The following is a 23,532-nucleotide window of genomic DNA, read 5'->3' as shown; positions in this document are numbered from 1 at the left end:
CGGGGGCAAGCCCCCTCCCACATTTGACTGTATTCTCAAATAGAAATGTGTAAACCCGATCAAGTGTGGGAGGGGGCTTGCCCCCGATGCTTTTCAAGGCCACCCCAGATCAGGCTGACACCCCCGCATCCGCCATCAACCCCACCCCCTCGATCGCCGTAATCGCGCACTGCTCGTCAATATCCGACGTATCCCCGCTGATCCCGATTGCCCCCAGCACCACACCGTCCTGATTCCGAATCAACACGCCACCGGGCGCCGGCACCACACTGCCCTGCCCCAGGCTGTTCAGCGCGGCGATAAATGCCGGCCGCTGCTGCGCATCCAGCGCCAGCAGGCGCGAGCCCTTGCCCAGGGCAATCGCACCCCAAGCCTTGCCGATGGCAATCTGCGGGCGCAACAGGCTGGCGCCATCTTCGCGTTGCAGGGTCACCAGGTGGCCGCCGCTGTCGAGTACCGCAATGGTCAGCGGCGCGGCCGAAATGGTACGCCCTGCGACGAGGGCCTGGCCGGCCAGTTGGGTGGCGAGTTTCAAGGTTAAAGCGCTCATGGTGCCGTCCTTCTTTTGTTATTGGGAATGCGGTGGAGGTCTGTTTGTTCAGATGCTCGATCAAACAAATAGAACACAATGACATTTGTTTTTGTATACAATATTTCCAGACAAACCTTCCATACGTCGAAAAAAGCCGTTCCGACGAACGCAAAGGCCAGTTTACAAAATGCATTGACCTGCGTCGCTCGGCGTGAATACACTTTGTCCAGACACCACTTGTATACAATTACAAAACGCAAGAGGCACCAAAATCATGAGCAAAATGAGAGCAATCGAAGCCGCCGTCCTGGTGATGCGCCGTGAAGGGGTGGACACCGCCTTCGGTATCCCAGGCGCCGCGATCAACCCGCTGTACTCGGCCTTGCAAAAGGTGGGTGGCATCGATCACGTCCTTGCTCGCCACGTTGAAGGCGCCTCACACATGGCCGAGGGCTACACCCGCACCAAGGCCGGTAATATCGGCGTGTGCATCGGCACCTCGGGCCCGGCGGGCACTGATATGGTCACCGGCCTGTACAGCGCCTCGGCCGACTCGATCCCGATCCTGTGCATCACCGGGCAAGCACCCCGTGCCCGCATGCACAAGGAAGACTTCCAGGCCGTCGACATCACCAGCATCGTCAAGCCAGTCACCAAGTGGGCGACCACCGTGCTCGAACCCGGCCAGGTGCCCTACGCGTTCCAGAAAGCCTTCTACGAAATGCGCTCCGGCCGCCCTGGCCCGGTGCTGATCGACCTGCCATTCGACGTGCAGATGGCCGAAATCGAATTCGACATCGACGCCTACCAGCCGCTGCCCCTGGCCAAACCGTTGGCGACGCGCATTCAGGTGGAAAAAGCCCTCGCCCTGCTCGACCAGGCCGAGCGCCCGCTGCTGGTGAGCGGTGGCGGTGTCATCAACGCCGACGCCAGCGAGCTGCTGGTGGAATTCGCTGAACTCACCGGCATCCCGGTGATCCCGACCCTGATGGGCTGGGGCACCATTCCCGACGATCACCCGCTGATGGTGGGCATGGTCGGCCTGCAAACCTCCCACCGCTATGGCAACGCGACGATGCTCAAGTCGGACGTGGTGCTGGGCATCGGTAACCGCTGGGCCAACCGCCACACCGGTTCGGTGGAGGTGTATACCGAGGGCCGCAAGTTCATTCACGTCGACATCGAGCCGACCCAGATTGGCCGCGTATTCACCCCGGACCTTGGCATCGTGTCCGACGCCGGTTCCGCGCTGACGATGTTCATTGAAGTGGCCCGCGAGTGGAAAGCCGCCGGCAAGCTCAAGGACCGCAGCGCCTGGCTCCATGACTGCCAGCAGCGCAAGGCCACCCTGCACCGCAAGACCCACTTCGACAACGTGCCGGTCAAGCCACAGCGGGTGTACGAAGAGATGAACCAGGTGTTCGGCAAAGACACCTGCTACGTGAGCACCATCGGCCTGTCGCAGATCGCCGGCGCGCAGTTCCTGCATGTGTACAAGCCGCGCCACTGGATCAACTGCGGCCAGGCGGGCCCTCTGGGCTGGACCATTCCGGCGGCGCTCGGCGTGGTCAAGGCCGACCCGAGCCGCAAAGTGGTGGCGCTGTCGGGCGACTACGACTTCCAGTTCATGATCGAAGAGCTGGCCGTGGGCGCACAATTCAAGCTGCCGTATATCCACGTGGTGGTGAACAATTCCTACCTGGGCCTGATCCGCCAGGCGCAACGCGGTTTTGAAATGGACTACTGCGTGCAGCTGTCCTTCGACAACCTCAACGCGCCGGAACTCAACGGCTATGGCGTCGACCACGTTGCAGTGGCAGAAGGCCTGGGCTGCAAGGCGTTGCGCGTGTTCGAGCCGGGCCAGATCCAGCCGGCACTGCGCCGCGCCCAGGAAATGATCGAAGAATTCAAGGTGCCGGTGATCGTTGAGATTATTCTGGAACGGGTGACCAATATTTCCATGGGCACCGAGATCAACGCCGTCAACGAATTCGAAGACTTGGCCCTGGTCGGCAATGACGCTCCGACCGCCATTTCCCTGCTCGATTAAGGAGAACCCTATGCCGCGCTTTGCCGCCAACCTGTCCATGCTGTTTACCGAACAGGATTTCCTTGCCCGCTTCAAAGCGGCCGCCGATGCGGGCTTTCAGGGCGTGGAATACCTGTTCCCGTATGAGTTCAGCTCCGCCGAGATCAAGGCGCAGCTCGACGCCAACGGCCTGACCCAGGTGCTGTTCAACCTGCCGGCCGGTGACTGGGCCAAAGGCGAACGCGGCCTGGCCTGCCACCCCGACCGGGTCGAGGAATTCCGCGCCGGGGTCAAGCTGGCCATCGCCTACGCCCAGGTGCTGGGCAACACCCAGGTCAACTGCCTGGCGGGCATCCGGCCGCAGGGCGTGGATGACGAAACCGTGGAAAAGACCTTCGTCGCCAACCTCAAGTACGCCGCCGAGAAGTTGCAGGCCGCAGGCATCAAGCTGGTGATGGAGATGATCAACACCCGCGACACTCCGGGTTTCTACCTCAACAACACCGCGCAGGCTCTGTCGATTCGCGAGCAGGTGGGCAGTGACAACCTGTTCCTGCAATACGACATCTACCACATGCAAATCATGGAGGGCGACCTGGCCCGCACCATGGCCACGCACCTGGGGGTGATCAACCACATCCAGCTGGCCGACAACCCAGGGCGCAACGAGCCGGGCACCGGTGAGATCAACTACCGCTTCCTGTTCGAGCACCTGGACCGCATCGGCTACGCGGGTTGGGTCGGCTGTGAATACAAGCCGTTGACCACCACCGAAGCCGGGCTTGGCTGGCTCAAAAGTCACAACGCCATTTAACAGACACAACCCTCCCACATTTGGACCCGCTGTGTTTGGCAGACCTCACCCAGTCTGCCTATCGAATAAAAAGAGGATTTTCTTCATGGCTAAAATCGGATTTATCGGCACCGGCATCATGGGCCAACCCATGGCCGCCAACCTGCAGAAAGCAGGTCACCAACTGTTCCTCTCCGAGCATCATGGCAAGGCCCCGGCTGAACTGATCAGCGCCGGCGCCGTGGCCCTGGCCAACCCGCAGCAAGTCGCGCAGGAAGCCGAGTTCATCATCGTGATGGTGCCCGATACCCCGCAGGTCGAAGACGTGCTGTTGCGCGACGACGGTGTGGCCGCCGGCCTGTCGCCCAACAAGGTGGTGATCGACATGAGTTCGATCTCCCCCACCGCCACCAAGGCGTTCGCGGCAAAGATCAACGCGACCGGCGCGCAGTACCTGGATGCGCCAGTGTCCGGTGGTGAAGTCGGCGCCAAGGCCGGCACCCTGAGCATCATGGTCGGCGGCGAGCCGCAAACCTTCGAACGCGCGCTGCCGCTGTTCCAGGCGATGGGCAAGAACATCACCCTGGTCGGCGGTAACGGTGATGGCCAGACCGCCAAGGTCGCCAACCAGATCATCGTGGCGCTCAATATCCAGGCGGTGGCTGAAGCGCTGCTGTTCGCCTCCAAGAACGGCGCCGACCCGGCAAAAGTGCGTGAAGCGCTGATGGGCGGCTTTGCCTCCTCAAAGATCCTGGAAGTGCATGGCGAACGCATGATCAAAGGCACCTTCGACCCAGGCTTTCGCATCAACCTGCACCAGAAGGACCTCAACCTGGCCCTGGCCGGTGCCAAGGAGCTGGGGATCAACCTGCCCAACACCGCCGGTACACAACAGGTGTTCAGTACCTGCGCGGCGATTGGCGGCGGTAACTGGGACCACTCGGCGCTGATCAAGGGGTTGGAACATATGGCGAATTTTTCGATTCGCGATAAATAAGCCACACCACTTTCCCCTGTTGAAATGCATTCAAAGGTGGGAGGGAGCTTGCTCCCGATTGCGGTGTATCAGGTTATGGATGAGGTGACTGAAACACTGCTATCGGGGGCAAGTCGAATCGTCGCACCGCCCCTCCCACATTTAGCCCTATTTCAAGCCTGAAATTGATGCACCTCTAATAACAAAAATCCCCTCGGGAGCCCGCTTATGTCGGTCGATCCGCAACACCTGCTTCGCGAGCTGTTTGCCACAGCCATCGACGCCGCCCACCCCCGGCAAGTCCTGGAACCTTACCTGCCCGCCGACCGCAGCGGCCGCGTGATCGTGATCGGCGCCGGCAAGGCCGCCGCCGCCATGGCGCTGGTGGTGGAGAATTGCTGGCAGGGCGAGGTGTCCGGCCTGGTCGTCACCCGCTACGGCCACGGTGCGCCATGCAAGAAAATCGAAGTGGTCGAGGCCGCGCACCCCGTGCCCGATGCCGCCGGCCTCGCCGTGGCCAAACGCGTGCTGGAAATGATCAGCCATCTGAACGATGACGACCGCGTGATTTTCCTGCTCTCCGGTGGCGGCTCGGCATTGCTCGCCCTGCCCGCCGAAGGCATTACCCTGGCCGACAAGCAAAGCATCAACAAAGCCCTGCTCAAGTCCGGCGCGACCATTGGCGAGATGAATTGCGTGCGCAAGCACCTCTCGGCGATCAAGGGCGGGCGACTGGCCAAGGCCGCGTGGCCTGCAACGGTCTACACCTACGCAATTTCCGATGTGCCGGGCGACCAGGCCACGGTGATCGCGTCCGGCCCCACGGTCGGCGACCCAAGCACCTCGCAACAGGCCCTGGCGATTCTCAAGCGCTACAGCATCGAGGTTCCCGCCTCGGTGCGTAACTGGTTGCAGGACCCCGCGTCGGAGACCGTCAAGCCCGGTGACCCGTTGCTCGCCCGCAGCCACTTCCAATTGATCGCCCGGCCGCAGCAATCGCTGGAAGCGGTGGCGGTGAAAGTACGTCAGGCCGGGTTCAGCCCGCTGATCCTCGGCGACCTTGAAGGTGAAGCACGCGACGTGGCCAAGGTGCACGCCGGCATCGCCCGGCAGATCGTGCAGCACGGCCAGCCGTTGGCGGCGCCGTGCGTGATCCTCTCCGGCGGCGAAACCACCGTCACCGTGCGCGGCAATGGGCGTGGCGGGCGCAACGCAGAGTTTCTGCTCAGCCTCACCGACAGCCTCAAGGGCCTGCCCGGCGTCTACGCCCTGGCCGGCGATACCGATGGCATCGACGGTTCGGAAGACAACGCCGGCGCGATCATGACCCCCTGCAGCTACCGCCGCGCCGAAGCCCTGGGCCTGAGCGCCAGCGACGAGCTGGATAACAACAACGGCTACGGCTATTTCGCCGCCCTGGGCGACTTGATCGTCACCGAGCCGACCCGCACCAACGTCAACGACTTCCGCGCCATCCTGATCCTTGAGACTGCCAAACATGACGCCTGACAAAAAGGTCAAAATCCTCGCCACCCTGGGCCCAGCCACCGATGGGATCGATGACATCCGCGAGCTGGTGGAAGCCGGGGTGAATATCTTCCGGCTGAACTTCAGCCACGGCGACCACGCCGATCACGCGCAGCGTTACCAGTGGATTCGCCAGGTAGAGCGCGAGCTGAACTACCCGCTGGGCATCCTCATGGACCTGCAAGGGCCCAAGCTGCGCGTGGGGCGTTTTGCCGAAGGTAAGGTGCAATTGGTGCGCGGCCAGGCGTTGCGCCTGGACCTGGATGAAACGCCGGGGGATCAGCGTCGTGTCAACCTGCCCCACCCGGAAATCATAGCGGCACTGGAGCCGGGCATGGACCTGTTGCTGGACGACGGCAAGCTGCGCCTGCGCGTGCTCACCCAGCACGCCGACGCCATCGACACCACGGTGCTCAATGGCGGCGAGCTGTCTGATCGCAAAGGCGTGAACGTGCCGCAGGCGCTGCTGGAACTCAGCCCGCTCACCGCCAAGGACCGTCGCGACCTGGCGTTCGGCCTGGAGTTGGGCGTGGACTGGGTGGCGCTGTCGTTCGTGCAGCGCCCGGAAGATATCCGCGAAGCCCGCGCGCTGATCGGCGACCGGGCGTTCCTGATGGCCAAGATCGAGAAGCCCTCGGCGGTGCAACGGCTGCAGGAAATCGCCGAATTGAGCGATGCGATCATGGTCGCCCGCGGCGACCTGGGCGTGGAAGTGCCGGCCGAAAGCGTGCCGCAGATCCAGAAGGACATCATCAAAACCTGCCGCCAACTGGGTAAGCCGGTGGTGGTGGCGACCCAGATGCTCGAATCCATGCGCTTCTCCCCGGCACCCACCCGCGCCGAAGTCACCGACGTGGCCAATGCGGTGGCCGAAGGCGCGGACGCGGTGATGCTGTCGGCGGAAACCGCATCCGGCGACTACCCGCTGGAAGCCGTGCAGATGATGAGCAAGATTATCCGCCAGGTGGAAAACGGCCCGGATTACCAGGCTCAGCTGGACGTCAGCCGACCCAGGGCCGATGCCACGGTGTCGGACGCCATCAGCTGTGCGATCCGTCGAATCAGTAGCATCCTGCCGGTGGCGGTGCTGGTGAACTACAGCGAGTCGGGCGCCTCCAGCCTGCGCGCGGCGAGGGAGCGGCCGGTGGCGCCGATCCTCAACCTCACGCCGAACCTGTCCACGGCGCGGCGTTTGAGCGTGGCGTGGGGAGTGCACTCGGTGGTCAACGATCGGCTGCGCCAGGTGGATGAGGTGTGTTCCACCGCGCTGGAGATCGCCCAGGCCCAAGGCATGGCGCAACGGGGGGATACCTTGGTGATTACCGCGGGGGTGCCGTTCGGGCAGTTGGGGTCTACCAATTCGCTGCGTATCGAAACCCTACTGTAGGAGCGAGCTTGCTCGCGAAAAACGTCAACGATGACGCAGGCATCCTGAATGCACGCGGCGCCCTTGGGTTTTTCGCGAGCAAGCTCGCTCCTACAGGGAGCTGCCATGCACAACCCCACCTGCCCCGACTGGGCCGAAGCCCTGCTCAACGGCTTCAGCCAGATTTTCCTGCAGCGCCATCCGCTGTGCGGCCTGCTGTGCCTGCTGGCAATCCTGATCGGCGCCCCGGCGTTGCTCGGTGGCGCCTTGTTGGGTGGCGTCGCGGGTTTGCTCACGGCCCAGCGCCGGGGCTATCCCAAGACGGAACGGCAGGCGGGTTTATATAGCTACAACGGCGTATTGCTGGGCCTGTTGATCAGCCAGCACGTTGCCTGGTCGGCCCTGGTGCCGCCGCTGATCCTGGCGTGTGGCGGCCTGAGCGCGATGCTGGTGCGCCAGTGGTTGAAGCATGCCTACCGCCCCGAGGATTTGCCCGCCTACACCGCACCCTTCGTCGGCCTGGGCTGGTTGCTGCTGGGCAACCTGGCACCCGGCACCCTCGCCCTGAGCGAGCCCGATACCCTGGCGCTACTCGGTGCTCCATTCACCGGGCTGGCGCAAGTCATGCTTATGGACCAGCCGCTGGCCGGGGCCTTGATTGCGTTCGGCCTGCTGCTGGCTGACCGCCACGCCGCAGCGTGGGCACTGACCGGCGCCATCGCCGGCATACTGGTCGCCGTGCTGCTGGACGAAACCAGCGGCGCCCTGCTCGGCCTGCACAGTTATAACCCGGCGCTCGCGGCCCTGGCGCTGAGCCAATCGCGCCGCCGCCCCTGGTTGCCGCTGATCGGCATCGTGCTGGCGATCCTGCTCACACCGGGCTTTGCCGCGCTGCACCTGCCGGCGCTGACCGCGCCGTTCATTCTCGCCTGCTGGCTGGTGCGCGCCAGCCAGCGAATGCTGCGCACACCGCGCATGGACAGGCCGTTCGAATCCCCCTAGGCTTTGCCGATATTCATTTCAGGCAGCACTTATGGACAGCAACAACGACTGGCGCCAGCGGCTCTACGTCATGGTTTTTCAAAGCGACACCGTCGCCGGGCGGCGCTTTGACGGCATCCTGCTGCTGATCATCCTTGCCAGCCTGGTGATCGTGATGCTCGACAGCATCGACCAGATCCACCAGAACTACGCTGACGTGCTCGCGTATATCGAGTGGGGTTTCACCGTCATCTTCCTGATCGAGTACGGCCTGCGGCTTTACTGCTCACCCAAGCCGTTGCGCTATGCCTTCAGCTTTTATGGCCTGGTGGATTTGCTCGCCATCGTCCCCGGCATCCTCGCGTTGTACTACAGCGACGCGCAGTACCTGCTGATTATCCGCATCATCCGCATGCTGCGGATCTTCCGCGTGCTCAAGCTCAGCCCGTACCTCAAGCAGGCCAACTACCTGATGGCGGCGCTGCGCGGCAGCAAGCAGAAGATTGTGGTGTTCCTGGTGAGCGTGTGCACCCTGGTAACGGTGTTCGGTACCCTGATGTACGTGATCGAAGGCCCGGAACACGGGTTTACCAGCATTCCCAAGGGCATCTATTGGGCAATCGTGACGCTCACTACCGTGGGCTTTGGCGACATCGTGCCCAAGACTCCCCTGGGCCAAGTGATTTCCTCACTGGTGATGATCACCGGTTACTCGATCATTGCCGTGCCCACCGGGATCTTTACCGCCGAGCTGGCGAGCGCCATGCGCGGTGAACAGCTGCAGACCGACTGCCCGGTGTGCCAGAAAAACAGCCACGAGCCCCATGCAGCATTCTGCTCGCGCTGTGGCAGCAATCTGTTTAAGAAAGTGGAATAAGCAAAGTTCTTTTTAATCTTTAAGCGACTATGCGGCCCCGGCTATAGTCGCTGGCATTGTGCCTCACCCCTTCTCTCGAACAACAAGGAATGAGCAGTGAAAAACATCCTCAGCGCCTCTCTCCTGGCCGCCGGCCTGGCCCTGGCCGGCGCCGTCCAGGCTGCACCGGTCACCCTGCTCAACGTCTCCTACGACGTGATGCGTGATTTCTACAAAGACTACAACGCCGCCTTCCAGAAACATTGGGACGCCGAGCACCCGAATGACAAGCTGACCCTGCAGATGTCCTTCGGTGGCTCCAGCAAGCAGGCGCGCTCGGTGATCGACGGCCTGCCCGCGGACGTGATTACCATGAACATGGCCACCGATATCAACGCCCTGGCCGACAACGGCAAGCTGGTGCCAGACAACTGGGTCACGCGCCTGCCGAACAACAGCGCGCCGTTCACCTCGGCCACCGTGTTTATCGTGCGCAAGGGCAACCCGAAGGCCCTGAAAGACTGGCCGGACCTGCTCAAGGACGGCGTACAGGTGATCGTGCCGAACCCGAAGACCTCGGGTAACGGCCGCTACACCTACCTGTCGGCCTGGGGCTATGTGCTGAAGAACGGCGGCGATGAAGAAAAAGCCAAGGCCTTTGTCGGCAAGCTGTTCAAACAAGCGCCGGTACTCGATACCGGTGGCCGTGCGGCCACCACCACCTTCATGACCAACCAGATCGGCGACGTGCTGGTGACCTTTGAAAACGAAGCGGAAATGATCGCCCGTGAATTCGGCCGTGATCAGTTCGAAGTGATCTACCCAAGCGTTTCCGCCGAAGCCGAGCCGCCGGTGTCGGTGGTGGACAAAGTGGTCGAGAAGAAAGGCACCCGCGAGGCCGCTGAAGACTACCTGAAATACCTGTGGTCGCCGGAAGGCCAGGAAATCGCCGCCAACAACTACCTGCGCCCGCGTGACCCAAAAGTATTGGCCAAGTACACCGACCGTTTCCCGAAAGTCGATTTCCTGTCGGTGGAGAAGACTTTTGGTGACTGGCGCACCGTGCAGAAAACCCACTTCAACGATGGTGGGGTGTTCGACCAGATCTACTCCGGCCAGTAAGCGTCTCCTCAATACTGTGGGAGGGGGCTTGCTCCCGATAGCGGTGGGTCAGTCAGCACAGGTATTGACTGATGCACCGCTATCGGGGGCAAGCCCCCTCCCACATTGGTTTTGTGTGCAGTCATTATTTCGCGGCATGGCCATTATCATTACAAGCGGCCTACCCAGCATCGAGCCTTGTCTTTACCCTCTCACGCCATCTTCCTTCGCTTTTATGAGAACACCATGAACGCTACCTCCCAGGCTACAGGCACCATGACCCGAGGCATGGTCATGCTGTTTGCGTTTTGCTGCGGCGCCATCGTCGCCAACATCTACTACGCGCAGCCGATCATTGAGCTGATTGCCCCGGACATTGGCCTCACGCCGGCCATGGCCAGCCTGATTGTGTCGCTGACGCAGATCGGCTATGCCTTGGGGCTGTTCTTCCTGGTGCCACTGGGGGACCTGCTGGAAAATCGCAGGCTGATGATCATTACCACCGTGGTGGCCATCGCCAGCCTGTTGGGCGCAGCGTTCACCGAGCAGCCCAACCTGTTCCTGCTGGTGTCCTTGCTGATCGGCTTCAGCTCGGTATCGGTGCAAATACTGATCCCATTGGCCGCACACCTGGCCCCGGCCGAGTCCCGTGGCCGGGTTGTCGGCAGCATCATGGGCGGCTTGTTGCTGGGTATCCTGCTGGCGCGGCCGGTGTCCAGCGTGGTGGCGGACCACTTTGGCTGGCGTGCAATGTTCATGGCCGCCGCAGCATTAATGGCGTTTATCAGTGTGGTGTTGATGCTGACCATTCCCAAGCGCCAGCCCGCGCACAGCGCCAGTTACGGCCAGCTGTTGGGCTCGCTGGGCACGCTGTTGCGTCGCCAGCCCGTTCTGCGCCAGCGCGCGTTCTACCAGGGTTGCATGTTCGCCACGTTCAGCCTGTTCTGGACCGCTGCGCCATTGGAACTGGCGCGTAACCATGGCCTGACCCAGAGCGAAATCGCACTGTTCGCACTGGTCGGTGCCCTGGGCGCCATCGCTGCGCCGATTGCCGGGCGCCTGGCCGATGCCGGCCACACCCACCGCGCGTCACTGTTGGCGATGCTGTTTGCTGCGCTGAGCTTCCTGCCCGCCTTCGTGCACCCGTTGTACAGCGTGATCGGCCTGGCGGTGACCGGCGTGGTGCTGGATTTCTGCGTGCAGATGAACATGGTCCTCGGCCAGCGCGCCGTCTACGCACTAGACGCCCACAGCCGCAGCCGCCTGAACGCGCTGTACATGACCAGCATCTTCATCGGCGGCGCCTTCGGCTCGGCGATTGCCAGCAGCGTGTATGAGCACGGCGGCTGGCTGGGCGTGATGCTGGTGGGCAGTGCATTCCCGGCGGTGGCGCTGTTGCGCTTCCTCAGTGCGTCGCGCCAGGCGGCGGTCGCAACCGCTTAGGAACGCACCAACTTCTCCAGAGCCGCATCAGCCAGAAATGACGAGCGGCTTTTGACTTTATGCTCGCGCACGTAACGATCGATGCGCTGAATGACATAACCGGGCAAAGTCACATTGACCTTCTCGGTTTTGCCCAGATAGGGCGAGATATCCAGCTCCAACATACCCCAGCCCATGCCGGCGTAGTCTTCATGTGCGTGATGAGTGGCGACCGAGGTTGGCATCGGAATCACTCCGCCCTCTGCGGCGATCTCCTGCAGCATGATGTGTGCAACCTCCACGGCCGCGTTGTAAGCCTCTTCGAAACTGTCCCCGGCGGTGACCGCGCCTGGAATATCGGGGATCTGGATACCGGTGGCGGTGAAGTCATCGCCCCATTCGATACAGATTGGGTATTGCATGAATGCTCTCCTTAAAACTGAAACAGCCCGGCGCGCTTCCTGATGCTTCTGACGGTGCCCAAGGGAAGATCCTTCTTTGGATGAGGCACCGGGATCGTGTACGGGTTATAGCGGTGGGTAAAAATATGATGACTGCCAGTGACCCGATCCAGCACCCAACCCGCCTCTTGCAACTCCTTGATCAATAGCCTGCTTTGCACCTCTGCCTCCTTGGCTTCGACTGAATAAAAATAACCCTAGAGTTATCTTTACTCAAGCACAAAATGGGCGGGGCTGACTGGCGGTTGTTTTACCGGATGTGCACGACGAGACGTGTCAGGGCGGTGCAGTAGTCAGAATGTCGGAACCAGCGTCAGGCTCAGGCCAGGCGCCCCTGGTCCAGACAGCACAGCAAACGCTCGACCGTGTGTTCCAGTGGGCCGGAATTATCCAGCACGAATAACCCTTCGCCATGGGTGGTGATCAATTCCTCGGTGAACCGCACGTTGCGTGCCAGGCGTTCTTCGATATCCGCCAATGGCTCCCGTCCGCGCGCGACCAGACGCTGGCGCAATACCGCCTGATCAACCGTCAGCAACAGGACCAGCAGCGTCGGGTACCGCTCGCGGGTTTGCGCCAGGTGCGCGCGCGAGCCATTGACCAGCACGTCCTCCCCTGCTGCCAGCCACTCATCGATCTGCTTGGGGATGCCATAGCTCAATCCGTTGGCCTGCCAACTGAGCGCAAACGCGCCCTGCGCCTGCATCGCTGCAAACTGCGCCGGGCTCACGCCTACCGCCGCTTCACCCACCGACTCCGCGGAGCGGGTGATGACCCGGCGCACAATGCGGCAGCCTCGTTCGGCCAAGCGTGGGCGTGCCGCGTCCAGCAGGCTGTCCTTGCCCGAACCCGACGGCCCGATGAGATAAATCAACCTGCCTGCCATCACAACACCCTCTTTGCTTGTTTGCGCACTGGTTGGCCTGGTTCACAAGAGTATATCCAGCGAACGCTCGTCAGTCAGGTAAGCGCTCGATCACTGTGCGGACCCATGGCCTGAGAGCGCGGTGGTCACCTGTGGGAGGGGGCTTGCCCCCGATCGCGATATGTCAGCTGGACATTAATCAACTGGAACACCGCTATCGGGGGCAAGCCCCCTCCCACATTTGAACCTCAGCGCTTGGAAGTACGCATTGGGCTGTCATGAAAAAGGCGACCCGAAGGTCGCCTTTTGTCATTGCGCGTACTGCTTGCTCAGCCCTGGCGGAACGCCTTGCACGTTGGTCTCTTCCCACGGCCCGTTCGGGCTGATGGAGCGGCTCCAGCCGTTACTCCAGCGGTAATAGGTGCGCTGGCGGTAGAACGTGTCGGGCTGATCGTCGAGCACGTAGACCTGCATCTTGCCGTCCCAGTGACTGGCGGCGCCGGGAGGTGGGGCGAAGGTCGGCGATTTGGTCGGCAGGGGCTTCGGCGCCGGGGTGGCCGGGCCGGATGGTTTGGTGGTCGGGTGGGTCGACGGGCCGGACGGTGGGATGGTCGGGCCGGTAGGTGCTGGCGGTGGCCGATGGACCGCACAGGCACTCAAGCCCAATACCAGGCTGAGCAGGGTCATACGTGCAAATGCGGTCATGGGCGTTTCCTCGAATTACTTATCCGGACTGTCGATGGTCAGTTGCTGCAGCGCATTGGTGCTGCTGGCCAAGGGTTGGCTGCGGCCGATCCACTCGCCAGCGGTTGGAAGACCCGCCCGGGATATGCGCGCAACCAGTTGGACTTCAGGGAAGTTGGACAGTTTCAACTGCGGCATCATCGCGTCGGCATCACCCAGCTCCACGGTAATGGGCAGTTCGGCGACCGTGACACGCTTGGCCGCGAGCGGCGCAGGCGGGCCGCTGACAGCGCGGGCAAAGATGAACACGCTGTCGCCTGGCAAGGCCTTGGCTTTCACCTCGCCGGACAGGTCCACGCGCACTTTCAGCACAGCCTTTTGCGCGACAACTCCGCCGCTTTCCTTGAGCTTTTCCGCGGCCCGATCAATCCCGCCTTGCAGCGCAATGCGCGAATTGTCTTCGGGAGGCAGTTGCGCCAGCAGACGGTTCCAGTAATCGATAGCCTCCTGGTAGCGCTGGCCTTCAAAGGCGGCGATCCCCAACAGGCCAAGGCTGGTGACTTCCTTGGGGTCGAGTTTCAAGGCTTCGTCGGTCAGCGCCTGAACCTTGGGCGACCACTGCTTGTTGTCGGCGAAATACTGCGCCTGAGCCCACTGCCCGAGCAACTCGGGCTGGCGACCAGCCAAAGCCACGGTGCGCTCGAAGACTTTAGCCGCATCGACCGCACGGTCCTGGGCCATGTACGCGCGGCCCAGGAAGTAAAGGCCTTCGGCCGAATCCGGTTGCGCGGCGGCGGCGCGTTCCAGGCGTTGGGTCATGTCAGCCATCGACACCGGCGGTTGCGAGAACTCACGGGCCAGCTCGACTTTGTCGCTGGCGCCAAAATGCAGATACAAGCCAAGCCCCAGCACCGGCACCAGCACCGCCGCGAGTAACGGCAGCGGTTTGCCCAGGCGTGATTCGCGAGGCTTTTCCACGCCTTCGGTATCGGCCAGCAATTCACGCGCCGCTTCGGCGCGGCCGGTATCCAGTTGCGCGGCATTCAGCACGCCTTCGTCCTGCTGCGCTTGCAGCTCGGCGACACGTTCTTGATACAGCGCCACGTTCAGCGCGGTGCGATCTTCTTCACGTTGGGCACGACGGCCGCGCAGTACGGGGATCAACAGAAAACTCAGGGCAATCAACAGCAGCAGGCCGGCTGCGAGCCAGAAATCAATCATCAGTCTTGGTGTCCAGCAATTGGTCGAGGCGTTTGCGCTCTTCGGGGGACAGCGCGTCGCTGCCATCGGCAGGCGTGGTACGGCGACGGCGCACGATGACGGCCATGACCACCACCCCGGTCAGCAACAGCCCGGCAGGGCCGAACCAGAGCAGCGCGGTCTTGGCGGTGAGCGCCGGTTTGTAGCGCACGAAATCACCGTAGCGGTCGACCATGAAGTCGACGATCTGCTGGTTGTCCTTGCCCTCCCCCAGCATGCGGAAGATTTCCTTGCGCAAATCGGCGGCGATGGGTGCGTTGGAGTCGGCGATGTCCTGGTTCTGACATTTGGGGCAGCGCAGTTCCTTGGTCAGCTCGCGAAAACGCTCACGTTCGGTGTCGTTGGCAAATTCATAGGTGTCGATGGCGGCGTGGGCCACACCGGCCAGTCCCAGCGCCAGCACCGTAGCCGCTAACAGGCGCTTCATGGTTTGGCCTCATCAACCAGCGCCTGGTACTTGGCCGCCAGTTGCTCGCGCCACACCACTTCGTCGATCACGCCGACGTACTTGTCACGGATCACGCCCTTGGCATCGATAAAGAAGGTTTCCGGGGCGCCGTACACGCCGAGGTTCAGGCCAAGGTTGCCGTCTTCATCGCGGATATCCAGCTGGTAGGGGTTGTGGAATTCGGCCAGCCACTTCAAGGCCGCTGCATTGTCGTCCTTGTAGTTGATGCCGTAGATCACCACGCCTTTCTCGGCCAGTTTATTGAGCACCGGGTGTTCGACGCGGCAGGAGATGCACCAGGTGCCCCACACATTGACCAGCGCCGGCTTGCCCAGCAGGTCGGCGCGGGTCAGCTGCTTGTCGCCTTGCACGTTGGGCAGCGTGAATTGCGGGAACGGCTTGCCGATCATGGCCGACGGCAACTCGGCCGGGTCCAGGTACAAGCCGCGATAGAGGAACACCGCCACCACCAGGAACGCTGCCAGCGGCAACACCATCAACCAACGCTTCATACCGCAGCTCCCATACCGAGGGCTTCACGCACCCGGCTTTTGACCTTGACCCGATAGCGCCGGTCCAGCGCGGCGAGCAAACCACCAAAACCGGTCAGCAAACCGCCAAACCAGATCCAGCGCACGAACGGCTTCACATGCACGCGCACCGCCCAGGCGCCATCGCCCAGTGGTTCGCCGAGGGCCACATACAAGTCACGGGTGAAGCCCGCATCGATGCCGGCTTCGGTCATCATCGAGCTTTGCACTGTGTACAGGCGCTTTTCCGGATGCAGCACGGCGATTTCCTTGCCGTTGCGCACGACGCGCACAGTGCCCTTGTCTGACGTGAAGTTCGGCCCTTCGAAATGCTTGGCACCTTCGAAGATGAAGTGGTAGCCGGCCAGGTCCATGGACTCGCCGGGGGCCAGGCGCAGGTCGCGCTCGGCGCTGTTCTGGCTGGAGAGCACCACGCCCAGGGCGCACACGGCGATGCCGAGGTGGGCGATCTGCATGCCCCAGTAGCTGCGTGTCAAGGTCGGCAGGCCTTTGAGCAAGCCCTTGTGCCGGGTCTTGTCGGCGATGTCGCGAACGCCGGCCAGTAATACCCAGGCAGCGAGCAGGAACGTGGCGAGCACCGCCCAGTTGAAGTCGCCGTAGGCAACACCGGCTATCACCGCCAGGGCCACGCTGCCCAGCAGCACCGGCATCAGCATGCCGGCCAGCCATTTCACCGGGGTGTCTTTCCAGCGCACCAACACACCGACCGCCACCACCACCATCAACAGGCCCATCAGTGGAATGAACAAGGCGTTGAAGTACGGCGGGCCGACGGACAGCTTGGCACCGCTCAAGGCATCCAGCACCAAAGGGTACAGGGTACCGAGCAGGATCATCGAGGCGGCCACCACCAGTACCAGGTTGTTGCCTAGCAGCAGGGTTTCCCGCGACCACAGATTGAAGCCCACCTGGCTCTTGACCACCGGCGCGCGCAGGGCGAACAGCGTCAGCGAACCACCGACCACAAACAGCAGGAAGATCAGGATGAACACGCCGCGCGCAGGGTCGGAAGCAAACGCGTGCACCGACGTCAGCACGCCCGAACGCACGAGGAAAGTGCCGAGCAGGCTGAGGGAAAATGCCGCGATAGCCAGCAACACGGTCCAGCTCTTGAACACGCCACGTTTTTCGGTGACGGCCAGGGAGTGAATCAGCGCGGTACCGACCAGCCAGGGCATGAAGGACGCATTTTCCACCGGGTCCCAGAACCACCAGCCGCCCCAGCCGAGTTCGTAGTAGGCCCACCACGAGCCCAGCGTGATGCCGATGCCCAGGAAGGCCCAGGCGACGATGGTCCAGGGCCGCGACCAGCGCGCCCAGGCCGCATCCAGGCGCCCGCCGAGCAACGCGGCGATGGCGAAGGCAAAGGCCACGGAGAAGCCGACATAGCCCATGTAAAGCATCGGCGGGTGCACGATCAGGCCGATGTCTTGCAGCAACGGGTTGAGGTCATGCCCGTCCACCGGAACCTGCGGCAGGATGCGGCTGAACGGGTTGGACGTCATGATCAGGAACAGCAGGAAACCGATGCTGATCATGCCCATCACCGCCAGCACCCGCGCCAGCATGACCTGCGGCAATTGGCGCGAGAACACCGACACGGCGAAGGTCCAGCCGCCGAGGATCAGTGCCCACAGCAGCAACGACCCTTCGTGGGCGCCCCACACCGCGCTGAATTTGTAGTACCAGGGCAGCGCGCTGTTGGAGTTATTGGCCACATAGGCGACGGAAAAATCGTCGGTCATGAAGGCGTAGGTGAGGCAGCCGAATGCGAACAGCAGGAACGCGAACTGCCCCCAGGCGGCCGGCTGCGCCAGGCTCATCCACAGACGGTCGCCGCGCCAGGCACCGAGCAACGGCACCACGGCCTGGACGATGGCGAAGCACAGTGCGAGGATCATCGCCAACTGGCCCAGCTCGGGAATAAACAGTGCGGACGTCATCGCTTAGCCCTCCTTGGCGGGTGCAGATTGGCCGCTGTCTTTCAACGCTTTGGTGACTTCCGGCGGCATGTATTTTTCATCGTGCTTGGCCAGCACTTCATCGGCCACCACCACGCCATTGGCGTTGAGTTTGCCCAGGGCGACGATGCCTTGGCCTTCGCGGAACAGGTCCGGGAGGATGCCGCGGTAGGTGATGGTCACGGCCTTGTTGAAGTCGGTGACGACGAAGGTCACGTCCAGGGAGTCGCCGGAACGCTTCAAGGAGCCCTTCTCCACCATGCCGCCGGCGCGAATCCGCGTGTCGACAGGTGCTTCGCCATTGGCGATCTGGGTCGGCGTGTAGAACAGGTTGATGTTCTGCTGCAGGGCACTCAGGGCCAGGCCCACGGCAATACCGACGCCGGCCAGGATGGCAAGGATGATCAACAGACGCTTTCTGCGCAACGGATTCACTGATCGGTCTCCCGGCGCAGACGACGCGCCTCTTGTTGCAGGTAACGCTTGCGTGCCAGCAGCGGCGCGGCGACGTTGAGGGCCAGCACCGCCAGGCAGATGCCGTAGGCGGTCCAGACATACAGGCCATGATGGCCCATGGCGAGAAAATCGCTGAATGAAGCAAAACTCATGCGTGCGCTCCCAGGCTGGCTTGAACTTCAGCCTTGACCCAACTGGCCCGGGCTTCGCGCTTGAGCACTTCGAGGCGCATGCGCAGCAGCAGCACGGCGCCGAAGAAGCAGTAGAAGCCCAGCACCATCAGCAGCAGTGGCGCCCACATTTCCACGGGCATCGCCGGCTTTTCGGTGAGGGTGAACGTGGCGCCCTGGTGCAGGGTGTTCCACCATTGCACCGAGTACTTGATGATCGGGATGTTGATCACGCCGACAATCGCCAGCACCGCGCAGGCCTTGGCGGCGCTGTCACGGTTGCTGATGGCGTTGCCCAGGGCAATCAGGCCGAAGTAGAGGAACAGCAGGATCAACATGGAGGTAAGTCGCGCATCCCACACCCACCACGAACCCCAGGTGGGCTTGCCCCAGATCGCCCCGGTGACCAGCGCCACGGCAGTCATCCACGCACCAATCGGCGCGGCGCATTGCAGGGCGACGTCGGCCAGCTTCATCTTCCAGACCAGGCCGACGATGCCGCACACCGCCAGCATCACATAGCAGGACTGCGCCAGCATGGCGGCGGGGACGTGAATATAGATGATGCGAAAGCTGTTGCCTTGCTGATAGTCCGGCGGCGCGAAGGCCAGGCCCCAGACCAGGCCGATGCCGATCAGCAACACGGCGGCGACGCTCAACCACGGCAGCAGCTTGCCGCTGATGCCATAAAACCATTTGGGCGAGCCGAGCTTGTGAAACCAGGTCCAGTTCATTGCTGTTTCTCACGGTTGCTGCTTGTCGTGACAAGCAGCGTAGGGTCTTTACTGGCCAAGCGTGTATAGCCTGACCAGACCTCATTATTCGCCGACGCTGATTCTCAGGCCGGCCGCTATGGCAAAGGGTGTCAGGGTTACCGCCAGGGCGGCCAGGCTGCCAAGCCACAGCAGGTAACCACTCGCCGGCATGCCCATCAGCGCAGCCTGCAAAGCACCGCTGCCAAGGATCAGAACCGGGATGTACAGAGGCAGAATCAGCAGGGCCAATAACAGGCCACCGCGCTTCAAACCGACGGTCAACGCTGCGCCCACCGCCCCCAACAAGCTGAGCACCGGCGTACCGAGCAACAAGGACAGAAGCAACACCGGCAGGCATTCAACCGGCAAGCCCAGCATCATTGCCAGCAGCGGCGAAAGCAAGACCAGCGCGAGGCCGGAAAACGCCCAGTGTGCCAGCACCTTGGCCAGTACCAGAAGGGGTAGAGGGTGCGACGAAAGGACCCATTGTTCCAGGGAACCGTCTTCAAAATCACTGCGAAACAGCCCGTCCAGCGAGAGCAGCACGGACAAAAGCGCGGCCACCCACACCAGTCCCGGGGACAAGGTTTGCAACAGTTTAGTCTCGGGACCGACCGCCAAGGGGAACAGCGCAATCACGATGGCAAAGAACACCAGCGGGTTGGCCAGTTCTGCCGGGCGACGGCACAACAGCCGTGCTTCGCGGGCGACCAGCAGGGCAAACACACTCATGCCGACCACCGCGCCAGGTCCAGTTCACGGTAACCGGCGGGCCTGCGCGCCAGGGTGTGGTGGGTGGTGAGCACCACCAACCCGCCCTGCTCGCAATGCCGGGCCAGGTGGTCTTCCAATTGGGCCACGCCTTGCTTGTCGAGGGCGGTGAACGGTTCGTCGAGAATCCACAGCGGCGGGCCGGGCAGGTACAGACGCGCCAGCGCGACGCGGCGTTGCTGGCCGGCGGACAGGGTGTGACAGGGCACGTCTTCGAAACCCTTCAGGCCAACGGCAGCCAGCGCCTGCCAGATCGCATCGCGCGAAGCGCGGTGATGCAGGGCGCTGAGCCAGCTGAGGTTTTCTTCGGCGGTGAGCACATCCTTGATCCCGGCGGCGTGGCCGATCCAGACCAGGTTGCGGGCCAACTCGGTGCGCTGTTCATGCAGGGGCTTGCCGTTAAGCCGAACCTCGCCCGCCGTCGGCTGCATCAGCCCGGCCAGCAAGCGCAGCAGGCTGGTCTTGCCACTGCCGTTGGGGCCGCTGACTTGCACCATGTCGCCACCCGCCAGGCGCAGTTCGAGGTGTTCGAACAAAAGGCGCAGGTCGCGTTCACAGGCAAGCGCTACGGCTTCAAGAAGAGGGCTGGTCAAGAGATCGCGGGCCTTTACGGTTCAAGTCGGCGGTGCAGCGGCCGTTATAGAGAGAGGCACAATAACGGCTTTGGCGACCGATTTTAGAGAGCTGGATCAAATAGTTGTGAGGTTTTTACCGCTCTCTTTGCAGACGGGCGGCATTATACATGCGATGCCCTACTCTAAAGAGGGCAATTTCCCCAGAGACGACGTGCACGATGACCGGTGAGATCAACCTTCCTACCCTGCCTGCAACCGCGACGCCGGGCCCTGCCCCGCTGCCTGCGGCCGGTGAGTTGCTCAAGCTGCTGGAGCCGCAGACCGGGTTGATCGCGCCCGGAAAAACCGTAAACGCCGAGGTGATCGCGCTTAAACAAGGCGGCGAAGCTTTTCAGCTGTTGTTGAAGTTGACCCTCGAAGGCGGTCGCCAGACGTTAGTACAAGCCAGCAGCGCCCAGCCGTTGCCGTTGGGCAGTAACGTAGCCGTGGGCCAGACGCCGGCGGGCAACCTGACGCTTTCGCTGCAGCAGGCCTTGAGCGCCAATGTCGCCGCCCTCACCCGCATCGACACCACGCAAATGCCAGTGGGTACGTTGCTGCAAGCCAAAGTGCTGACCACCCAGATGCTGCCCCAGGGCACCGCGCAACCGGCGGTCTATCGCTCGCTGGTAAGCGTGCTCAATACCGCCATGGCCAGTGCGACCCTCACCGTGGAAAGCCCTCAGCCGTTAAGGGTCGGCAGCTTGCTCAGCGCGGTGGTGCAGGACGCGCAAACGCTGAGCTTTGTGCCGTTGAGCGGGCTGAAGGACCAACTGGAGGTCGCGCAGCAGCTCTCGACCCAGCAGAGTCGCCAAGGCTCGCTGGATGCGGTGTTCACCGCCTTGCAAAACCTGCCCCGTGGCGACAGCACCTCCACCGACCTGCGCGCGGCGGCCGAGCGTTTACTGGCGGCTTTGCCCGACCTGGCGCAAGTCAGCAACCCCAAGGTGCTGGCGCAACTGGTGCAGAACAGTGGGGCCTTTCTGGAAGCCAAGTTACTGGCCGGGCAGAACCCGCAAATACCACCGCTGGACATGAAGGGCGCGCTGTTGCGCCTGGTCGCGGACTTATTGCCAGCCCTGCCCGCCAGCACCAATCTGAATGCCATCCTTGCGGCCAATACACTGGCCCAGGTATTGCCGAATTTTGTACGCAGTCCGTTGGGCACCCTCGGCCAGGTCGGCGCGCGTCAGGCGCCCGCAAGCTTTCCGCTGCCCGAGCGGCTGATGGCCAAACTGGACGGCGAAGGCGATCTGGAAAACCTGCTGCGCCTGGCCGCCGGGGCAATTTCCCGGTTACAGAGCCACCAACTGTCGAGCCTGGAACAGACCGGCACCACCGCCGATGGCCGCCTGCAAACCACTTGGCAACTGGAAATCCCCATGCGCAGCCTGCAGGACATTGTCCCGCTGCAGGTAAAATTCCAGCGCGAGGAGCCGCCTTCCGATAAGGAGCAGCCCGAGCGCAATGAACGTAAAGACCCCAAGCAGATGCTCTGGCGTGTCGAGCTGGCCTTCGACATGGAGCCACTGGGGCCTTTGCAGGTCCAGGCGCAACTGACGCAGGGCAAACTCTCCAGCCAGTTGTGGGCCACCCGCGCCTTTACCGCCAGCCTGATCGAACATCACCTGGGCAGCCTGCGCGAGCGCCTGGTGGCCTCAGGCCTCAACGTCGGCGACCTGGATTGCCATCTTGGCACCCCGCCACGCGGGCCAAAAACCGGACTGGAACAGCGCTGGGTGGATGAGACCGCATGAAGAACCCGGCCCCTCCTCGCCAGGCGATCGCCCTCAAGTACGACGGCCAGCAAGCGCCCACCTTGACCGCCAAGGGCGATGAAGCCCTGGCGGAAGCGATCCTCAAGCTGGCGCGGGAAAATGAAGTGCCCATCTATGAAAACGCCGAGCTGGTGAAGCTGCTGGCGCGCATGGAACTGGGGGACAGCATTCCCGAAGAGCTGTACCGCACCATTGCCGAAATCATCGCGTTTGCCTGGACACTGAAGGGCAAGTTTCCGGTGGGGTATGACCCCAATGCGCAGCCGGTGGAGCGGGATGTGACGGAGCGCGGCGACGACTACTGAATAACTCCAGGCAAACACCGCTCCAAATGTGGGAGGGGCTCGCCGCCGATAGCGCAATATCAGTCACCTGATGGGGTGCTGAACCACCTCTATCGGGACAAGTTGATAAACCTCAGCGGCGCAGGAGACGGTCCAGCACCAGCAGGGCCACCGCACCAATGGCGAGTGCGGCGACTGGTTTTTCTTTAACGAACGTAGATACGCTGTCCAGTGCATCCCCATAGGTCTGGGTCAGTTGCCCGGCAGCCTGTCGACCAGCACCTTCTGCTTGGATCTGCGAGTCACCCAACAATTTCCCTACTGTGCTCTGTGCCTTGCCGGCGAGCTTTTCTGCAACACCTTCTACTTGTTCACTTTTCATGATTCACCAAACCTTTGCGCGTAATTGACCAGCTCAGGATCGACCTGAGCCAGGGGGATCTGCACAGCGTTAGGGGGACGGGCGTTGTGATTAGTTCAAAGTGATGAGCCCGGGAATCGAAGGTCCCGAGCGTGGAGAAGCTAGGGCGCCAGGCCCTAGCAGGTATCATTTTTTCTTTTTTGCCGGCTTTTCTGCTTTCTCCGACTTTTTCTCTGCTTTTTCTGACTTCTTCGCTTTTTCTGGCTTGCCGTCAGCTTTTTTCACAGACTTCTTGGGTTCGTCATCTTTTTTCTTGTCTTTCTTTTCCGAAGATTTTGAAAGAGCCGATGCCGCTGCGGATTTTTTTGCGGGTGAGGACTTTTTGTCTTTCAACTCCTTGCTGGCTTTCGAACCTTCACCTTTGCTTTTCTTCTCGTCTTTAGCCACGTTGCCCACCTCTCGGAATATGCCGATATTGGCAAATTGCCTGTGCAATTCTTCACAAGCTCATCGTTAGGTGAGCGCATTCA

Annotated in this window: 27 protein-coding genes; 11 read left to right on the top strand and 16 right to left on the bottom strand. The window is 62.2% G+C overall.

From position 1 onward, the window contains the following. Window positions 1-109: 109 nt before the first annotated feature. A complete protein-coding gene (locus tag C4J94_RS08920) occupies window positions 110-550 on the bottom strand; it encodes a heme-binding protein (protein ID WP_124385821.1) in 441 nt (146 codons plus the stop codon). A 256-nt stretch (window positions 551-806) separates the two neighbouring features. Between C4J94_RS08920 and gcl the strand changes: the two genes are divergently transcribed. The 9 genes from gcl to C4J94_RS08875 all read left to right on the top strand — a co-directional run bounded on the left by gcl (window position 807) and on the right by C4J94_RS08875 (window position 11,604). Beyond that, entirely contained in the window at window positions 807-2,582 is a 1,776-nt protein-coding gene (gcl, locus tag C4J94_RS08915; protein WP_034118907.1) for a glyoxylate carboligase, read from the top strand. A gap of 10 nt (window positions 2,583-2,592) precedes the next feature. Continuing rightward, window positions 2,593-3,375, top strand: a complete 783-nt coding sequence (gene hyi, locus C4J94_RS08910) for a hydroxypyruvate isomerase (protein ID WP_124385820.1) — start codon at window positions 2,593-2,595, stop codon at window positions 3,373-3,375. Between the two features lie 85 nt (window positions 3,376-3,460). Then, entirely contained in the window at window positions 3,461-4,351 is an 891-nt protein-coding gene (locus tag C4J94_RS08905; RefSeq protein ID WP_124385819.1) for a 2-hydroxy-3-oxopropionate reductase, read from the top strand. Window positions 4,352-4,558: 207 nt separating this feature from the next. Then, window positions 4,559-5,839, top strand: a complete 1,281-nt coding sequence (locus C4J94_RS08900; RefSeq protein ID WP_124385818.1) for a glycerate kinase — start codon at window positions 4,559-4,561, stop codon at window positions 5,837-5,839. Further along, complete coding sequence (gene pyk, locus C4J94_RS08895; RefSeq protein ID WP_124385817.1) at window positions 5,829-7,244, top strand: pyruvate kinase; 1,416 nt, start codon at window positions 5,829-5,831, stop codon at window positions 7,242-7,244. The genes C4J94_RS08900 and pyk overlap by 11 nt, the downstream gene beginning before the upstream one ends. Before the next feature lie 105 nt (window positions 7,245-7,349). Next, on the top strand, window positions 7,350-8,225 hold the full coding sequence (locus tag C4J94_RS08890; RefSeq protein ID WP_124385816.1) for an urea transporter: 876 nt from the start codon (window positions 7,350-7,352) through the stop codon (window positions 8,223-8,225). A 31-nt stretch (window positions 8,226-8,256) separates the two neighbouring features. Then, entirely contained in the window at window positions 8,257-9,081 is an 825-nt protein-coding gene (locus tag C4J94_RS08885; RefSeq protein ID WP_124385815.1) for an ion transporter, read from the top strand. Between the two features lie 96 nt (window positions 9,082-9,177). Further along, the gene (locus C4J94_RS08880; protein ID WP_124385814.1) at window positions 9,178-10,182 is read left to right on the top strand and encodes a sulfate ABC transporter substrate-binding protein; all 1,005 of its coding nucleotides are present in this window, start codon (window positions 9,178-9,180) and stop codon (window positions 10,180-10,182) included. Window positions 10,183-10,407: 225 nt separating this feature from the next. Next, on the top strand, window positions 10,408-11,604 hold the full coding sequence (locus C4J94_RS08875; RefSeq protein ID WP_124385813.1) for an MFS transporter: 1,197 nt from the start codon (window positions 10,408-10,410) through the stop codon (window positions 11,602-11,604). On the opposite strand, the gene C4J94_RS08870 is transcribed toward C4J94_RS08875, so the two are convergent. From C4J94_RS08870 to ccmA, 13 genes are all read right to left on the bottom strand, one after another. Next, a complete protein-coding gene (locus C4J94_RS08870; RefSeq protein WP_124361956.1) occupies window positions 11,601-12,005 on the bottom strand; it encodes a type II toxin-antitoxin system HicB family antitoxin in 405 nt (134 codons plus the stop codon). The genes C4J94_RS08875 and C4J94_RS08870 overlap by 4 nt on opposite strands. Before the next feature lie 11 nt (window positions 12,006-12,016). Next, window positions 12,017-12,205, bottom strand: a complete 189-nt coding sequence (locus tag C4J94_RS08865; RefSeq protein WP_065901605.1) for a type II toxin-antitoxin system HicA family toxin — start codon at window positions 12,203-12,205, stop codon at window positions 12,017-12,019. Window positions 12,206-12,363: 158 nt separating this feature from the next. Continuing rightward, on the bottom strand, window positions 12,364-12,930 hold the full coding sequence (phnN, locus tag C4J94_RS08860; RefSeq protein ID WP_124385812.1) for a phosphonate metabolism protein/1,5-bisphosphokinase (PRPP-forming) PhnN: 567 nt from the start codon (window positions 12,928-12,930) through the stop codon (window positions 12,364-12,366). Window positions 12,931-13,218: 288 nt separating this feature from the next. Continuing rightward, window positions 13,219-13,614, bottom strand: coding sequence for a hypothetical protein (locus tag C4J94_RS08855; protein ID WP_124385811.1), 396 nt, complete (start codon window positions 13,612-13,614; stop codon window positions 13,219-13,221). Window positions 13,615-13,629: 15 nt separating this feature from the next. Further along, window positions 13,630-14,814, bottom strand: coding sequence for a c-type cytochrome biogenesis protein CcmI (gene ccmI / locus C4J94_RS08850; RefSeq protein ID WP_124385810.1), 1,185 nt, complete (start codon window positions 14,812-14,814; stop codon window positions 13,630-13,632). After that, window positions 14,807-15,280 (bottom strand): cytochrome c-type biogenesis protein, encoded by a 474-nt coding sequence (locus C4J94_RS08845; RefSeq protein WP_124385809.1) that lies wholly within the window; start codon window positions 15,278-15,280, stop codon window positions 14,807-14,809. The genes ccmI and C4J94_RS08845 overlap by 8 nt, the downstream gene beginning before the upstream one ends. Next, window positions 15,277-15,813, bottom strand: coding sequence for a DsbE family thiol:disulfide interchange protein (locus C4J94_RS08840; protein WP_124385808.1), 537 nt, complete (start codon window positions 15,811-15,813; stop codon window positions 15,277-15,279). The genes C4J94_RS08845 and C4J94_RS08840 overlap by 4 nt, the downstream gene beginning before the upstream one ends. Further along, the gene (locus tag C4J94_RS08835) at window positions 15,810-17,795 is read right to left on the bottom strand and encodes a heme lyase CcmF/NrfE family subunit (RefSeq protein ID WP_124385807.1); all 1,986 of its coding nucleotides are present in this window, start codon (window positions 17,793-17,795) and stop codon (window positions 15,810-15,812) included. Before C4J94_RS08835 ends, C4J94_RS08840 begins: the two co-directional genes overlap by 4 nt. A 3-nt stretch (window positions 17,796-17,798) precedes the next feature. Beyond that, the gene (ccmE, locus tag C4J94_RS08830) at window positions 17,799-18,248 is read right to left on the bottom strand and encodes a cytochrome c maturation protein CcmE (protein ID WP_124385806.1); all 450 of its coding nucleotides are present in this window, start codon (window positions 18,246-18,248) and stop codon (window positions 17,799-17,801) included. Next, window positions 18,245-18,421 (bottom strand): heme exporter protein CcmD, encoded by a 177-nt coding sequence (ccmD, locus tag C4J94_RS08825; protein WP_124385805.1) that lies wholly within the window; start codon window positions 18,419-18,421, stop codon window positions 18,245-18,247. The genes ccmE and ccmD overlap by 4 nt, the downstream gene beginning before the upstream one ends. Further along, window positions 18,418-19,173, bottom strand: a complete 756-nt coding sequence (locus tag C4J94_RS08820) for a heme ABC transporter permease (protein ID WP_124385804.1) — start codon at window positions 19,171-19,173, stop codon at window positions 18,418-18,420. The genes ccmD and C4J94_RS08820 overlap by 4 nt, the downstream gene beginning before the upstream one ends. A gap of 84 nt (window positions 19,174-19,257) precedes the next feature. Continuing rightward, a complete protein-coding gene (ccmB, locus tag C4J94_RS08815) occupies window positions 19,258-19,926 on the bottom strand; it encodes a heme exporter protein CcmB (protein ID WP_124385803.1) in 669 nt (222 codons plus the stop codon). Continuing rightward, window positions 19,923-20,558, bottom strand: a complete 636-nt coding sequence (ccmA, locus tag C4J94_RS08810) for a cytochrome c biogenesis heme-transporting ATPase CcmA (protein WP_124385802.1) — start codon at window positions 20,556-20,558, stop codon at window positions 19,923-19,925. The genes ccmB and ccmA overlap by 4 nt, the downstream gene beginning before the upstream one ends. A 200-nt stretch (window positions 20,559-20,758) precedes the next feature. Between ccmA and C4J94_RS08805 the strand changes: the two genes are divergently transcribed. Together C4J94_RS08805 and C4J94_RS08800 are read left to right on the top strand one after the other, a co-directional pair. After that, the gene (locus tag C4J94_RS08805) at window positions 20,759-22,336 is read left to right on the top strand and encodes a flagellar hook-length control protein FliK (RefSeq protein WP_124385801.1); all 1,578 of its coding nucleotides are present in this window, start codon (window positions 20,759-20,761) and stop codon (window positions 22,334-22,336) included. Next, window positions 22,333-22,662: an EscU/YscU/HrcU family type III secretion system export apparatus switch protein gene (locus C4J94_RS08800; protein WP_124385800.1), complete on the top strand. Its 330-nt coding sequence runs from the start codon at window positions 22,333-22,335 to the stop codon at window positions 22,660-22,662. The genes C4J94_RS08805 and C4J94_RS08800 overlap by 4 nt, the downstream gene beginning before the upstream one ends. A 112-nt stretch (window positions 22,663-22,774) precedes the next feature. On the opposite strand, the gene C4J94_RS08795 is transcribed toward C4J94_RS08800, so the two are convergent. Both C4J94_RS08795 and C4J94_RS08790 read right to left on the bottom strand, forming a co-directional pair. Further along, window positions 22,775-23,023 (bottom strand): CsbD family protein, encoded by a 249-nt coding sequence (locus C4J94_RS08795; RefSeq protein ID WP_124385799.1) that lies wholly within the window; start codon window positions 23,021-23,023, stop codon window positions 22,775-22,777. Window positions 23,024-23,188: 165 nt separating this feature from the next. Then, the gene (locus C4J94_RS08790) at window positions 23,189-23,458 is read right to left on the bottom strand and encodes a hypothetical protein (RefSeq protein WP_164485610.1); all 270 of its coding nucleotides are present in this window, start codon (window positions 23,456-23,458) and stop codon (window positions 23,189-23,191) included. Between the last annotated feature and the right edge of the window lie 74 nt (window positions 23,459-23,532).

It is taken from the genome of Pseudomonas sp. R5-89-07, assembly GCF_003851685.1.
GTDB lineage: Bacteria > Pseudomonadota > Gammaproteobacteria > Pseudomonadales > Pseudomonadaceae > Aquipseudomonas.
Note: the sequence above shows the minus strand (reverse complement) of the source record. Positions and strands in the feature narration are given on the sequence as shown.